This window comes from Mannheimia sp., from assembly GCF_056854775.1.
Genome location: NZ_JBXGGI010000047.1, coordinates 1 through 14,561, shown reverse-complemented (window position 1 = coordinate 14,561; position 14,561 = coordinate 1). Strand labels below are relative to the sequence as shown.

At 40.2% G+C, this 14,561-nt stretch carries 14 protein-coding genes; 10 read left to right on the top strand and 4 right to left on the bottom strand.

The window, feature by feature from the left end; translation table 11 throughout:
- The first annotated feature begins 1 nt into the window (after window position 1).
- The 3 genes from ACJHV0_RS03755 to mscL all read left to right on the top strand — a co-directional run bounded on the left by ACJHV0_RS03755 (window position 2) and on the right by mscL (window position 2,540).
- Window positions 2-1,486 (top strand): TrkH family potassium uptake protein, encoded by a 1,485-nt coding sequence (locus tag ACJHV0_RS03755; RefSeq protein WP_025236940.1) that lies wholly within the window; start codon window positions 2-4, stop codon window positions 1,484-1,486.
- A complete protein-coding gene (hemG, locus tag ACJHV0_RS03750; protein WP_483133413.1) occupies window positions 1,486-2,013 on the top strand; it encodes a menaquinone-dependent protoporphyrinogen IX dehydrogenase in 528 nt (175 codons plus the stop codon). Before ACJHV0_RS03755 ends, hemG begins: the two co-directional genes overlap by 1 nt.
- Window positions 2,014-2,144: 131 nt before the next feature.
- On the top strand, window positions 2,145-2,540 hold the full coding sequence (gene mscL / locus ACJHV0_RS03745) for a large-conductance mechanosensitive channel protein MscL (RefSeq protein WP_006251148.1): 396 nt from the start codon (window positions 2,145-2,147) through the stop codon (window positions 2,538-2,540).
- A 111-nt stretch (window positions 2,541-2,651) separates the two neighbouring features.
- Here the strand turns inward: mscL and rpsT are convergent, their stop codons facing one another.
- Window positions 2,652-2,915 (bottom strand): 30S ribosomal protein S20, encoded by a 264-nt coding sequence (gene rpsT, locus ACJHV0_RS03740; RefSeq protein WP_025236938.1) that lies wholly within the window; start codon window positions 2,913-2,915, stop codon window positions 2,652-2,654.
- 265 nt (window positions 2,916-3,180) lie between these two features.
- Here rpsT and murJ point away from each other — a divergent pair, with 265 nt between their 5' ends.
- Both murJ and ACJHV0_RS03730 read left to right on the top strand, forming a co-directional pair.
- Entirely contained in the window at window positions 3,181-4,758 is a 1,578-nt protein-coding gene (murJ, locus tag ACJHV0_RS03735; RefSeq protein WP_483133412.1) for a murein biosynthesis integral membrane protein MurJ, read from the top strand.
- Window positions 4,759-5,220: a methyltransferase family protein gene (locus ACJHV0_RS03730; RefSeq protein ID WP_025236936.1), complete on the top strand. Its 462-nt coding sequence runs from the start codon at window positions 4,759-4,761 to the stop codon at window positions 5,218-5,220.
- Between the two features lie 76 nt (window positions 5,221-5,296).
- On the opposite strand, the gene ACJHV0_RS03725 is transcribed toward ACJHV0_RS03730, so the two are convergent.
- Window positions 5,297-7,312: a BCCT family transporter gene (locus ACJHV0_RS03725; RefSeq protein ID WP_483133411.1), complete on the bottom strand. Its 2,016-nt coding sequence runs from the start codon at window positions 7,310-7,312 to the stop codon at window positions 5,297-5,299.
- 180 nt (window positions 7,313-7,492) lie between these two features.
- Here ACJHV0_RS03725 and ACJHV0_RS03720 point away from each other — a divergent pair, with 180 nt between their 5' ends.
- Window positions 7,493-8,668, top strand: coding sequence for an MFS transporter (locus ACJHV0_RS03720; RefSeq protein WP_483133410.1), 1,176 nt, complete (start codon window positions 7,493-7,495; stop codon window positions 8,666-8,668).
- Here ACJHV0_RS03720 and rarD read toward each other — a convergent pair.
- Together rarD and epmA are read right to left on the bottom strand one after the other, a co-directional pair.
- Window positions 8,665-9,567 carry an EamA family transporter RarD gene (rarD, locus tag ACJHV0_RS03715; protein ID WP_334236783.1) on the bottom strand — a complete coding sequence of 301 codons (903 nt, stop codon included), beginning with the start codon at window positions 9,565-9,567 and terminating at the stop codon, window positions 8,665-8,667. The genes ACJHV0_RS03720 and rarD overlap by 4 nt on opposite strands.
- A gap of 83 nt (window positions 9,568-9,650) precedes the next feature.
- Window positions 9,651-10,634, bottom strand: coding sequence for an elongation factor P--(R)-beta-lysine ligase (epmA, locus tag ACJHV0_RS03710; protein WP_025236932.1), 984 nt, complete (start codon window positions 10,632-10,634; stop codon window positions 9,651-9,653).
- A 332-nt stretch (window positions 10,635-10,966) separates the two neighbouring features.
- Between epmA and frdA the strand changes: the two genes are divergently transcribed.
- From frdA to frdD, 4 genes are read left to right on the top strand one after another with little or no spacing between them, the layout of a single operon-like run.
- Entirely contained in the window at window positions 10,967-12,766 is a 1,800-nt protein-coding gene (gene frdA, locus ACJHV0_RS03705; RefSeq protein ID WP_334235719.1) for a fumarate reductase (quinol) flavoprotein subunit, read from the top strand.
- 18 nt (window positions 12,767-12,784) lie between these two features.
- Window positions 12,785-13,516, top strand: coding sequence for a succinate dehydrogenase/fumarate reductase iron-sulfur subunit (locus ACJHV0_RS03700; RefSeq protein ID WP_025216380.1), 732 nt, complete (start codon window positions 12,785-12,787; stop codon window positions 13,514-13,516).
- Window positions 13,517-13,525: 9 nt separating this feature from the next.
- Complete coding sequence (frdC, locus tag ACJHV0_RS03695) at window positions 13,526-13,918, top strand: fumarate reductase subunit FrdC (protein WP_025236930.1); 393 nt, start codon at window positions 13,526-13,528, stop codon at window positions 13,916-13,918.
- 13 nt (window positions 13,919-13,931) lie between these two features.
- Window positions 13,932-14,279, top strand: coding sequence for a fumarate reductase subunit FrdD (gene frdD / locus ACJHV0_RS03690; protein ID WP_025236929.1), 348 nt, complete (start codon window positions 13,932-13,934; stop codon window positions 14,277-14,279).
- Window positions 14,280-14,561 lie beyond the last annotated feature (282 nt).

Here is a 14,561-nt window from a genome sequence, read left to right as displayed (position 1 = left end):
TATGCAATTTTTTTCCATTATTCGTATTGTTGGCATTTTAGTGATGTGCTTTTCGTTCACAATGCTTGTGCCGGCAACAGTTGCCCTGATTTATGGTGATGGCGGTGGGCGAGCCTTTTTAGAAGCCTTTGCCTTGAATTTTTTAGTCGGCACATTGCTTTGGTGGTTGTGTCGCCATAATAAAAATGAGCTACGCTCCCGAGAAGGTTTTTTAATTGTAGTTCTGTTCTGGGTCGTGTTAGGGCTACTGGGGGCTGTGCCTTTTATTATTTTAGAAAACCCCGATCTCAATGTGGCGGAATCGATTTTTGAATCTTTTTCCGGCTTAACTACCACTGGGGCAACGGTGATTACAGGGTTAGATAGTCTCCCGAAAGCGATTTTATTCTACCGCCAATTCTTACAATGGCTAGGTGGAATGGGGATCATCGTATTAGCGGTAGCAATTATCCCATTACTTGGTATTGGGGGAATGCAACTTTACCGTGCCGAAATGCCCGGTCCGCTCAAAGAGCAAAAAATGCGACCTCGTATTGCAGAAACGGCGAAAGCGTTGTGGATGATTTATCTCAGTTTAACTTTATTATGTGCTTTTGCCTTTTGGCTGGCAGGAATGAGTACCTTTGATGCGATTTCACATAGTTTCTCAACGGTTTCGATTGGTGGATTTTCCACCCACGATGCCAGTATCGGCTACTTCAATAGCCCGGCGATTAACTATATTACTGTTTTTTTCTTACTGCTTTCCGCCTGTAACTTTGCCTTGCATTTCGCAGTAATTGACCGCTTGCGTGATAAGCAATCCAGAAAAAGAGGAGATATTTTAAGTCGTCTTTACTGGGGCGATTACGAATTCCGCTTCTTCTTAATGGTACAATTTGGACTGTTTTTGGTTTGTACGATAGTGCTAATGGCGTACAGTTATTTTGATAATGCTTCGGTAACTATTAGCCAAGCGTTATTCCAATCGGTTTCGATTTCTACCACCGCAGGTTTTACTACCAATGATTTCAGCCAATGGTCTTCTTTTTTACCGACTTTGCTGGTGCTTGCATCATTTATTGGCGGTTGTGCCGGCTCAACAGGTGGAGGTTTGAAAGTAATTCGGGTATTGTTGCTCTATTTGCAAAGTAAACGTGAAATCCACCGTTATATCCACCCGAATGTAATTCAACCAATCAAATTAGGCAAACACGTGCTTTCGGAACGTGTTGTAGACGGCATTTGGGCGTTTTTTTCCGCCTATTTCTTTGTATTTGTCGTTTGCTGGCTTGCCTCAATTGCTTGCGGAATGGAAACCTTTGATGCTTTAAATGCAGTGATTGCCACGCTCAATAATTTAGGTCCTGCACTAGGTAGTGTGAGTAGCAACTTCACCCAAGTGCCGGACAGTGCAAAATTGGTACTCACTTTTGCGATGGTATGCGGGCGTTTGGAAGTATTTACCTTACTGGTTATTTTAAGCCCTGTATTTTGGAAAGACTAATGAAAACTCTAATTCTCTATTTTACGACCGATGGTCAAACAAAAAAGATTGCAGAACGATTGGCGGATGCCATCACACACGAAGTTGAGCTGATTTCTCTTAAAGAGCAAGCGGTCGATTTTGCCGAAAAAATTGCAAATGCCGATCAAATTGTGATTGGGGCTTCAATTCGCTATGGGCATTTTAATCCGTTGGTTTATCAGTTTGTGGAACGGCATTATGTGGCGTTAAATCAGAAGAAAACCGCTTTTTACGGTGTGAATTTAACTGCTCGTAAAGAGAATCGAAGTACACCGGAAACTAATACCTACGTGCGTAAATTTTTAGCGAGGGTGAAATGGCATCCGACTGATGTGGAAGTGTTTGCCGGAGCGTTACTTTATCCACGCTATACTTGGTTTGATCGTATGATGATTCGTTTTATTATGAAAATCACCAAAGGCGAAACGGACACTCGCAAAGAATATGAATATACCAATTGGCAACAAGTAGAAAATTTTGGCAAAAAATTGAGCAACCGGTTATAATTCTAATGACCTAGATCAAAAAATGGGAATTTGAGTAATAGGTATAAATTTTCAAATTTTTGATTATAATAGCCGTCCTCTGATCTGATGAGGATCACATTTTAACCTAATTAAACTAAAGGAAAGCCCAAATGAGTATTTTAAAAGAGTTTCGTGAATTTGCCGTAAAAGGTAATGTTGTTGATATGGCTGTCGGTGTGATCATCGGTGGAGCATTTGGTAAAATCGTATCGTCATTAGTGAGCGATGTAGTTATGCCACCAATCGGTTGGTTAATCGGTGGTGTAGATTTTAAAGATCTTGCTATTGAAATTGCACCAGCTAAAGAAGGTGCGGAAGCCGTAATGCTTAAATACGGTGCATTTATCCAAAACGTATTTGATTTCTTAATTATCGCACTTGCCGTATTCGGTATGGTGAAAGTGATTAACTCACTGAAGAAAGCTCCTGTTGTAGAAGAAGCACCTGCAGAGCCAACAGCAGAAGAGAAATTATTAACAGAAATCCGTGATTTATTGAAAAAATAATTGTTGATTTAACGAGGAAAGGACTGTGTAACAACAGTCCTTTTCTTTTGCCTGAAATTTGGAAATGAAAAAACCGACTATCGCTAGTCGGTTTTTCATATCTATTCGATATTACGCTAATTTTTTGATTTGCGCGCTCAATTTAGATTTGTGGTTAGCGGCTTTGTTAGCGTGGATTAAGCCTTTAGACGCCATACGGTCTACGACTTTTTGCATTTCAACGAAAGCGGCTGTTGCTACTGCTTTATCACCGGTCGCTACTGCTGCGTATACTTTTTTGATGAATGTACGCATCATTGAGCGTTGGCTTGCGTTGTGTTGGCGGCGTTTTTCAGATTGAACCGCACGTTTTTTTGCTGACTTGATATTAGCCAAGGTCAAACTCCTAAAATATCTGTGTAAAAATTAGATATAAACCGATTTTCGGTTTATATTGCCTATCGATAGTTTTTAATTCATTTTCAACGAGACACGTGCTTGAAAATAACACCGTTTTTCTGATAGAAAACGATAGGGCGAGATTTTAACAGTTTTTTTCTGATTTTCCTATAACAAACTGCTAAAATTATGATCGATTTTTAGGATCGCACTACAAGCGGTCTGATTTTTCAATAATTTTACCAATATTACACTCTTTATTATGAGCAAAAAACTTTTAAGATCAGGAATGATCGTAAGCGGAATGACCTTAATTTCACGCATTTTGGGGTTAATTCGCGATATTGTGGTTGCCACTCTGTTAGGTACAGGCGTGAGTGCCGATATTTTCCTATTCGCTAACCGTATCCCGAATTTCCTTCGCCGTTTATTCGCCGAAGGGGCATTTTCCAAAGCCTTTGTTCCCGTGTTAGCGGAATATAATGCCGATAATGACCTAAACAAAACCAGAGAATTCATCGCTAAAGTATCGGGTACATTGGGAGGCTTAGTAACTATTGTTACCCTTGTGGCAATGGTTGCCTCGCCTGTAGTGGCGGCTTTATTCGGTACGGGTTGGTTTTTAGATTGGCTTTATGATGGCCCGAATGCAGAAAAATTCACTCAAGCCTCCTTTTTGCTAAAAATTACTTTCCCTTATTTGTGGTTTATTACCTTTGTGGCATTGTCTGGAGCGGTGCTTAATACTATCGGAAAGTTTGGCGTAATGGCGTTTTCGCCGGTGTTGCTGAATGTGGCAATTATTGGTGTGGCGTTACTGGGTAGAGATTATTTCGACTCGCCGGATGTTGCTCTTGCGTGGGGGGTATTTTTAGGCGGATTGTTGCAATTCCTGTTCCAAATTCCGTTTATGAAAAAAGAGGGATTATTGGTTAAGCCAAAATGGGCGTGGAAAGATGAAGGGGTAACGAAAGTTCGTAAATTAATGATTCCTGCTTTATTTGGCGTTTCAGTTACCCAATTAAACTTATTGCTTAATCAAGTGATTGCGTCATTTTTGATTACAGGTTCGATTAGCTGGATGTATTACGCCGACCGCTTAATTGAGTTTCCACTCGGTTTATTCGGCATTGCGATTTCCACCGTAGTGCTGCCGAGCCTTTCCCGCATTGCCAAAAATAAAGATCTGACAGAATTACAGCGTGGCGAAAACTTTCAAAACACAATGGATTGGGGCGTGAGAATGGTATTGTTGCTCGGTATTCCGGCAATGATCGGAATGGCGGTGCTTGCTCAGCCGATTATTATGACAATGTTTATGCGAGGCAAATTTGGCTTTGAAGATGTGCTGGCGACCTCTTATCCGCTCTATGTTATGTGTTTAGGCTTAAACAGCTATATGCTGATTAGTGTGTTGGCGAACGGTTTCTATGCTCATCAAAACACGAAAATGCCGGTGAAAGTAGGGATTATTGCCGCCATCAGCAATATCTTTTTCGGCTTGGCATTTGCACCGTTTTGGGGCTATATCGGCTTAGCATTGGCATCGGCTTGTTCGGCATTAGTGAATGTGAGTTTGCTTTACTTCCACTTGTCAAAAAGTGGTTATTATAAAGTAAGCCGCACCACCATTATTTTTGTGTTAAAACTACTGATTGCAGCTTGTGTGATGGGGGCGTTATTGGCTTATTTCACACCGGCGATTGAAACTTGGGCGTTAATGACGCTATGGCAGAAAATTTATTGGTTGGTTTGGTTGATGATTTTAGCCGCCGGTAGCTATTTTGTAGCCATTATTAGTTTAGGTATTCGTAAAAAAGACTTTAGAGCTGCGGAATAAATGTTGAAATTGAAAGTACCACCGCCGGTTTGGTTTCTATTTTGTGCTGCGTTAATGTGGTGGATTGGGCGAGTTTTACCGGTCCATTTCCCCAATTATCAACATCCCATAATATTTATATTGGGAGCATTGATTGCGGTAATTGGGTTAGTGATTGCCATATCGGCGGTAGTTACGATGAGAAAAGCAGAAACAACATCTAGCCCTTTTCAGCCACAAAATACTTTTCAGATTGTGGATTGGGGGATTTATCGTAAAAGCCGAAATCCGATGTATCTTTCATTACTATTAGGCTTAATTGCGTGGGCGTTGTGGCTTGGATCGATTTTTGCGTGGTTTGTTTTGCCTCTATTCATTGGGTTAATTACCCATTTCCAAATTAAACCGGAAGAACAAATTCTCACCCAAAAATTTGGACAACGTTATTTAGATTATGCAAGTCGAGTGAGACGTTGGCTTTAAAATACAAGCGGTTAGATTTTAATGGAAATTTGCAAAATTTTCCGAAAATCTAACCGCTTGTTTAATCGTTTAAGACTTAGTCTAAATTATTGACATCAGCCGTCATTAAGTTGTGCGAGTTATCCATTGCTAAATTGATAAAACGTTCGTACTGTTGTAGCACGTCGGCAATTAATTCTTCTTTGGTCATATACTGCACATCATAGCCCTCTCGCCCGTCTAGGAAGTAGGTGATCGGCTCGTAAACCATATTTTCTTCAATATTTGGTAAGTTATCATCGCCTACCACTAAATCAGATAATTGGCGTGGTACGCTTTCAATACCGTAGATGAAATTGCGTAAATTCTCTTTTACCACCTCAAACTCTAATTTAGGGTTGGTTTCGTTGGTAAAATTCATTTTTGCGGTTAAGCCGTAGCTTTCAAATTCATCAATTAACTCAAGGAAAGCAGGTCTTGCAACTTTAATAAAGAAATGGCGAACATCTTGTTGTTTGCTTGGATTAATAATTTTTTCCAAACGTTGTTTCCAATCTTTTCCAGCCCAATTTTGGCTGCCTTGAGAAAGTTTTTTATTGAAGTATTGGTTATCAACCATTAAGCCTTTCCATAAGCCAACGCAGAGAATAAGCATAATGAATGTAAATGGTAGAGCGATAATCAAGGTCATTGTTTGTAGTGATGATAAACCGCCTGAATAAAGCAATGACAGTGCCAATACTGCTAATATCACACCCCAGAGAATAGTCTGCCATTTCGGGGCTTTTTCTTCGCCTTGTGAGGCAATACTGTTAAGTACAAAAATACCTGAGTCCGCGGAGGTAATGAAGAAAATTGAGATCACGACAACGGCAATGAAAGAAGCAATTGTGCCGAAAGGTAGTTGCTCAAATAGCGTAAAGAGTAGTTGTTCTGTGTTATTGCTTACTTCAGCTAATGCTCCGGCGGTTTGTTGATCAAACCAGATAGCAGAGCTACCAAAGCTGGTCATCCATAAAATGTTAAACAGCGATGGTACGAATAACACGCCTAAAATAAATTCACGAATGGTTCTGCCTTTGGAAATTTTAGCGATAAATAAGCCGACGAACGGAGCCCAAGAAGCCCACCACGCCCAGTAGAGAACTGTCCAGCCACTTAACCAGCCTTGACTTTCAGGCTCATAAGCGAATGTTCGGAAACTGAGTTCTAGCAATGAGCTAAAGTAGTAGCCTAAATTCTCGGTTAAACTTGAGAACAGGAATAGCGTTGGACCTGTAATAATGACAAAAATCAGTAGTAAGCCCGCAAGGGTTAGATTGATTTCACTTAAAATTTTAACGCCTTTTCCAACTCCTGTAATAGCAGAGAATACGGCTAATGACATCGCCACAATAACCATTACGGCAAGCACTGCAAAACCACTGTTTTCAATTAACCCTAAGTTATTAAAGCCGGCACTCACTTGCATAACCCCGAAGCCGAGCGTGGTAGTTAAACCAAAAATAGTGCTACAAAGGGCGATAACATCAATCGTATGTCCCCAAAAGCCTGAAATACGGTGCTTTAGTAGTGGGTAAAAGCCGGAACGAACCGTAAGTGGTAATTTGTATCTAAAACCAAAGTAAGCCAGAGCGAGGGCGATTACTCCATAAATTGCCCACGCGTGAATTCCCCAATGGTAGAAAGTAGTAACCATCGCTTCTTTTGCTCGCTCTGCTTGCGTTAAATTTTCGTGTACAGGTTTGATATAATGCAAAATTGGTTCAGCAACGCCAAAGTACATTAATCCGATACCCATACCGGCGGCGAATAGCATCGCAATCCAAGAGCCAAAACTAAACTCAGGTTCATCAGTATCTGCCCCTAATTTAATATCGCCTAAGCGGCTGACAGAAAGAAAAATCAGAAACAGAAAAAAGATTGAGCCGGCAAAAATGTAGAACCAACTAAAATTTTTAAAAAGGATATTTTTAATTGCATCGAGGGAGGCTTGTGCAGTCTGAGGAAAGACAATACAGAATATCGCCACAAAGCCGACAAAAAAGACACTAGGAAGGAAGATAGGTGCTTTAAAGGTACTTCCTGTTTGTAATTTTTTGATGAAATCCAATGGTATTTACCTCTATCATTTATTATTCAGAAGTCCGAATATAGCAAAAAGTTATAAAAATGACAAATTAGGTGGAATTTGTAATAAGCAAAACTTTTGCAAAAAAGTCGTAAAAAGCAACCGCTTGCACATTCATTATTTGTGAGTAGAATATTTTTTATTTATAAAAACAAAAAGACAATGCATACACAACATAGTGCTCCAAAAATGGTTTTACCCATTTTACTTTTGATCTCCCTTTCTCATTTGCTGAATGATTTAATTCAGGCGGTAATGGTCTCAATTTACCCGATGCTGAAACAAAATTACCAACTGAGTTTTGCTCAAATCGGTATGATTTCGTTAATTTACCAAATTACCGCATCTATTATTCAGCCGGGTATCGGGCTTTATACCGATAAATACCCAAAACCGAATTTGCTGCCGATAGGTATGTTAATCACCCTTTTCTCTGTGATTTTACTTGCCTTCGCTCCCAATTTTGGAGTATTGCTGATCGCGGCGGCTTTAATGGGTATTGGCTCAGCCACTTTTCACCCTGAAGCCTCTCGGGTGGCTAGAATGGCATCAGGCGGTAAATTTGGCACGGCTCAGTCGCTTTTCCAAGTAGGAGGAAATAGTGGCTCGGCGTTAGGTCCGCTCTTGGTTGCGTTATTTATTGTGCCTAAAGGGCAAAATGCAGTGATTTGGGTTGTAGCATTTGCATTATTAGCATTATGGATTTTATATAAAGTGAGTCGTTGGGTGAAATATGAAGCCAAGCCATTATTTGTTTCATCAAACCATATTCAGCAACGTTTGCACGGCAAGTTATTAGCCAGAGCATTATTAATTATTGCCTTATTAATGTTAGCGAAGTTTATTTATATCGCCAGCCTCAGCAACTATTTTACCTTCTATTTAATGGAAAAATTTCAGTTGAATATGGCAACTGCACAGCTCTATCTTTTTGTATTTTTAGGTGCTGTTGCAGCAGGCACTTTTGCCGGCGGACCGATTGGCGATAAGATCGGACGAAATGCGGTAATTTGGTTCTCTTTCTTAGGAATGGCACCTTTTGCATTATTATTGCCTCACGCCGATTTGTTTTGGACGATTGTATGTGCGATTTTCGCCGGCTTTATTATGTCATCAGCGTTTTCGGCAATGGTGGTTTATGCTCAAGAAGCGGTGCCGGGTAGAGTTGGGCTGATTTCAGGTACAATGTTTGGCTTAATGTTTGGTATTGGCGGCTTAAGTGCTGCTGTATTAGGCTTTTTTGCTGACGAATACGGCTTAGATGCTATTTTTAAAGTCTGTGCCTATTTGCCGTTGCTCGGCTTTGCTGCATTAGGATTGCCGAAACGAAATATTTAATGCTTTTTAGTGTTTTTTGCTCTGGTTTTTTTCATACTGAGTAAGAAAATAATGACACCAATCCAAACCAAAATGTAGCCAACCGAACGTTCGGCAGAGAGTTTTTCATTAAAGATCAGCACGCCACATAAAAATTGTAATGAAGGTGAGATGTATTGCAACATACCGAGTAAAGACATTGAAATGCGTCTTGCCCCCATTGCAAACCAAAGTAGTGGAATGGTGGTGGCAGCTCCTGAGCAGAGTAGTACCGTCATTTGCAAACTATTGAGTTCGCCGAATACTAAGATGTTTTGGTTATAACAAAAGCAAAGGTAGGCTATTGCAAAAGGCGACATCAGCAAGGTTTCAAGGGCTAAGCCCGATAATGGCTCCATTGGGGCGAGTTTGCGGATCAGCCCATAAATACAGAAACTGGCAGCTAAAATGAGTGCCACCCAAGGCACTTGTCCCGCAGGAATTGCCAGCCATAAAATGCCTGCAATCGCAAAACCAACAGAAAGTAATTGAGCCTTATTTAATTGTTCTTTTAGTACCAGATAGCCAACAAATACATTCAAGATAGGGTTAATGAAATAGCCGAGACTGGCATCTAAAATATGCTCGTTAGTAATCGCCCACAAATAAGCCAGCCAGTTCAAGCCAATCATAAAAGAAGAAAGGAAGAAGATTCCCAACACTTTGGGCTGTTTGAAGGCATTGATTACTGCTCGCCCCTGTTGGAAAATCAGCAATAGAATAATGGCAAACACGGCAGACCATACCACCCGTTGAGCTAAAATTTGCTCGGCAGGCATTCCCGATTGATTAATCGGATACCAATAGATCGGAAACATTCCCCACGTCAAATAACACAGCAGAGCATAGTGCCAACCTTGTAATTTGCCTGAAATATTCATTTTGCTTTCCTAAAACAGAGTATACAAGCGGTCATATTTGTTGATTTTTTTGCAAATTGCAAATAACAAAATGCCATAAAAAACTAGGCTTTTTCGATACCGAAAGAAATGACCTCTTCAATTTTCTTTGCATTCATCGCAAGCATTAAGAGCCTATCTACTCCCAGTGCGACACCCGAACAGTTTGGAAAACCTGCTTTGAGAGCCGCTAGGAAACGCACGTCTAGCTGTTGTGGTTCAAGTCCCATTTTTTCTCGTTGTAAATTGTCTTGCTCAAAGCGATGGATTTGCTCGTTTGCGTCGTCTAATTCGTGAAAACCATTACAGAGTTCTAAGCCCTTGTAATAAAACTCAAAACGCTCGGCAACACGGTGATCTTCCGAGCTTATTTGTGCTAACGCGGCTTGAGATGAAGGGAAGTGGTAAACCGCTGTTGGACGATCTTGCCCGATATTTGGCTCTACTACTTCACTGAATAAAAATTGCAGTAAGGTTTCACGATTTTCGTCATCTTCACATTGCAAACCGTGTTTTCTTGCTTTTTCGACTAATTGGGCTTTAGGGGTAGAGAGCGGATCTAACCCAACGTGGGTTTGGAATACAAATTGATAGCTAAAAGATTCCGCCGGTTCGCAATCTAAAATCTGTTGTAGTAAATCGTCCACTTCATTGATTAAACGATACATATCAAAATGCGGACGATACCATTCCAACATTGTAAATTCAGGATTGTGGCGTTTGCCTGCTTCTTCATTACGGAACACTTTGCAAATTTGAAAAATCGGACCGCTACCTGCTGCAAGCAAACGCTTCATATGGTATTCAGGGCTTGTCATCAAATGGAGTGTTTTCGCCTCGCTGCTAAACGGCGATAAAAATTGTGTGCTGAATGTAGAAAGATGTACATCAGTAACTGAGAATTCACTTAAAATTGGGGTTTCTACTTCTAAAATGCCACGATCGGTAAAGAACTTACGCAATTCAGCAATAATTTTAGCACGTTGAATGAGATGAGGGATTGAGGCGGTAGGTTGCCAATCAATGTTATCGAGTTGTAAATTATTCATAAAAAATGACCGCTTGAAAATGTACCACTATTTTAGCCTAAAAAAACGTATCGCCCTAGTTATCGAGCAAGAAAAAATAAAGCGAGTTTTTTAACTTTTCTGCAACAAATTATATTTTCTCATTTTAAACATTAGAAATTTTCTCTTTATAACTCTCCAATTAAGAGCCATTCTCAATACCTTTGTTATGCTTAGTTACCTTTTTTGAGGTAGATCACAAAATCGCACTTTTTATGTTAATAAATTGTAAAAACAGCTTATCTGATTGATTAAATAGTGGCAAAATAGAACCACTTTTAATGAATAAGTTTATTTAACTTTCGGAGTGCATTATGCAAAGTGTTAATTTTGATGTGGCGATTATCGGTGCCGGCGGTGGTGGCTTGCGTGCTGCCATTGCAGCGGCTGAAGCAAATCCAAATCTGAAAATTGCTTTAATTTCAAAAGTTTACCCGATGCGTAGCCATACAGTGGCAGCAGAAGGTGGCTCAGCAGCTGTAATTAAAGATACCGATTCTTACGATAATCATTTTAATGATACAGTGGGCGGTGGCGACTGGTTATGTGAGCAAGATATTGTGGAGTATTTTGTGGAGCATTCACCGATTGAAATGACACAGTTGGAGCGTTGGGGTTGCCCGTGGAGTCGCCGTGAAGACGGTGAAGTAAACGTTCGCCGTTTCGGTGGAATGAAAATTGAGCGTACTTGGTTCGCAGCCGATAAAACCGGTTTCCACATTCTACACACTTTATTCCAAACTTCGATTAAATATCCGAACATTGTCCGCTTTGATGAACATTTCGTACTAGATATTTTAACTGACAATGGCGAAGCTCGCGGTTGTGTGGCGATGAATATGATGGAAGGAACTTTAGTGCAAATCAACGCAAATGCAGTTGTGATTGCAACTGGTGGTGGTTGCCGTACTTATCGTTTCAATACTAACGGCGGTATTGTAACCGGCGACGGTTTATCAATGGCGTATCGTCACGGTGTGGCTTTGCGTGATATGGAATTCGTTCAATATCACCCAACCGGCTTACCGAATACCGGTATTTTGATGACGGAAGGTTGTCGTGGTGAAGGCGGTATCTTAGTGAATAAAGATGGCTATCGCTACTTACAAGATTACGGTTTAGGACCTGAAACGCCAATCGGCAAACCGGAAAACAAATATATGGAATTAGGTCCGCGTGATAAAGTTTCTCAAGCGTTCTGGCAAGAGTGGCGTAAAGGCAATACCTTAAAAACTGCAAAAGGTGTTGATGTAGTTCACTTAGATTTACGTCATTTAGGTGAGAAATATTTACTTGAACGTTTACCGTTTATCTGCGAATTAGCGAAAGCTTATGAAGGCGTTGATCCTGCGAAAGCTCCAATTCCTGTTCGTCCTGTTGTTCACTATACAATGGGTGGTATTGAAGTAGATATGAATGCAGAAACGTCAATTAAAGGCTTATTTGCAGTAGGTGAATGTGCATCATCAGGCTTACACGGGGCAAACCGTTTAGGTTCTAACTCCCTAGCAGAATTAGTGGTATTTGGTAAAGTTGCGGGTGAAAATGCAGCTCGCCGTGCGTTGGAAGTAACTTCTCGTAATCAACCACAAATTGATGCTCAAGCAAAAGATATTGTGGCTCGTTTACATTCGTTAGCAAATCAAGAAGGTAATGAATCTTGGTCTGATATTCGTAACCAAATGGGCGATGCAATGGAAGAAGGTTGTGGTATCTACCGTACACAAGAAAGTATGGAAGCTACTGTGAATAAAATCCAAGAGTTAAAAGAGCGTTATAAAAATATTAGCGTGAAAGATAAATCAAGCGTGTTTAACACCGATTTACTCTATAAAATTGAGTTAGGTTTTATCTTAGATGTTGCTCAGTCTATTGCTTGCTCTGCGGTGGAACGTAAAGAATCTCGTGGTGCACACCAACGTTTAGATTATGTTGAACGTGATGATGTGAATTACTTGAAACATACACAGGCTTTCTATAACGCAGATGGTACACCAACCATTAAATATAGCGATGTGAAGATTACTAAATCACAACCAGCTAAACGTGTGTACGGTGCAGAAGCGGAAGCACAAGAAAAAGCGAAAAAAGCAGCAGAAGCTCAAGCACAATAATAGAGAAGGAGCGAGAAAATGGCAAATTTAGATAAAATGACCATCGAAGTGCTACGCTACAATCCGGAATCAGATAGCGAGCCACATTTAGATAGATATGAAGTGCCTTATGATAGCCAAACTTCACTATTAGATGCACTGGGTTACATTAAAGACGAGCTTGAGCCTGAGCTTTCATACCGTTGGTCTTGCCGTATGGCGATCTGCGGATCTTGTGGGATGATGGTAAACGGTAAACCAAAACTGGCGTGTAAAACATTCTTACGTGATTACAGCGGCTTTATGCGAATTGAACCGCTTGCTAACTTCCCGATTGAGCGTGATTTAGTAGTGGATTTAAGCCACTTTATTGATAGCATTGAGGCAATTAAACCTTATGTGATTGATAACAAAGCACCGGAAGGTCAGCGTACTAAACAAACACCGGCACAGTTAGAGAAGTATCGTCAATTCTCAATGTGTATTAACTGTGGTTTATGCTATGCAGCTTGTCCACAATTTGGTTTAAACCCTGAGTTCATCGGTCCTGCGGCAATTACATTAGCTCATCGCTATAACCTGGATAACCGTGATAACGGACGTGAAGAGCGAATGAAATTGCTCAGCAGTAAAAATGGGGTGTGGAGTTGTACTTTTGTGGGCTACTGCTCAGAAGTTTGTCCGAAACACGTTGGTCCCGCTTCAGCCGTGAACCAAGGCAAGCTAGAAAGTGCAAAAGATTATGTTATCTCAATGATCAAACCGAGATAGGAGGAAGAAATGTCAGCAACAAAACGTAGACCTTATGTTCGAGGAATGAAAGCAAGCTGGTGGAAAAAACTTGATTTCTACAAAATGTATATGGTGCGTGAAGCGACCTGTCTTCCAACGGTTTGGTTCTGTATCGTACTATTTTATGGTGCAGTTGCATTAAGTAAAGGCACATTCGCAACCGACTTTGTAGATTTCTTACAAAATCCATTTGTGGTTGTACTAAATATCATCTCGCTTGCAGCAATGTTTTACCACGCGGCAACACTTTATGTAATGACACCTGAAGTGATGTCAGTTATGGTAAAAGGTAAACATCTACCGGTTTCTGTCGGAAGAAACATTCTTTGGGCTGCAACAGGTGTAATTAGCTTAATTGCATTAATCTTAGTTTATATTTAAGAAGGGGAAGAAAATGAGTTTAGATCAAAACCCAAAACGTTCAAATGAACCACCTGTCTGGTTACTCTTTAGTGCTGGCGGTATGATTAGTGCATTATTTTTTCCTGTAGTAATTTTTATTATCGGCTTATTGTTACCGTTTGGATTAGTTTCGCCTGATAATATTATTGCTTTTGCCCATACTTGCATCGGAAAACTGACCATTATGGCATTAGCTATTTTCCCAATGTGGGCGGGTATGCACCGTATCCATCACGGCTTGCACGATCTGAAAGTTCACACACCGGCGGGTAATGTGATTTTCTATGGATTATCTATCTTATATACAATCCTAGTGATCATCGCTGTAGTTCAGATCTAATTTTGGAAGACCATCTTACATAAAGATGGTCTTTTTTATCTTTTTACAAGCGGTCGAATTTACAAAGAAATTTGCAAACATTATGAATTCTGCTGATAAAATGATCGCTTTGTATTAAATATCTTCAAAAAAGATCTTTTTTAAAATTTTTTGCAAAAAACACTTGCGTTCATTTTAGATTTCTCTATAATGCACCCCACACAACGACGCACTGTTGTGAAGAGATTAAGTTTGATTCCGGTGCGTCGTTTTATTTTGCTCTTTAACAATTTATCAGACAAT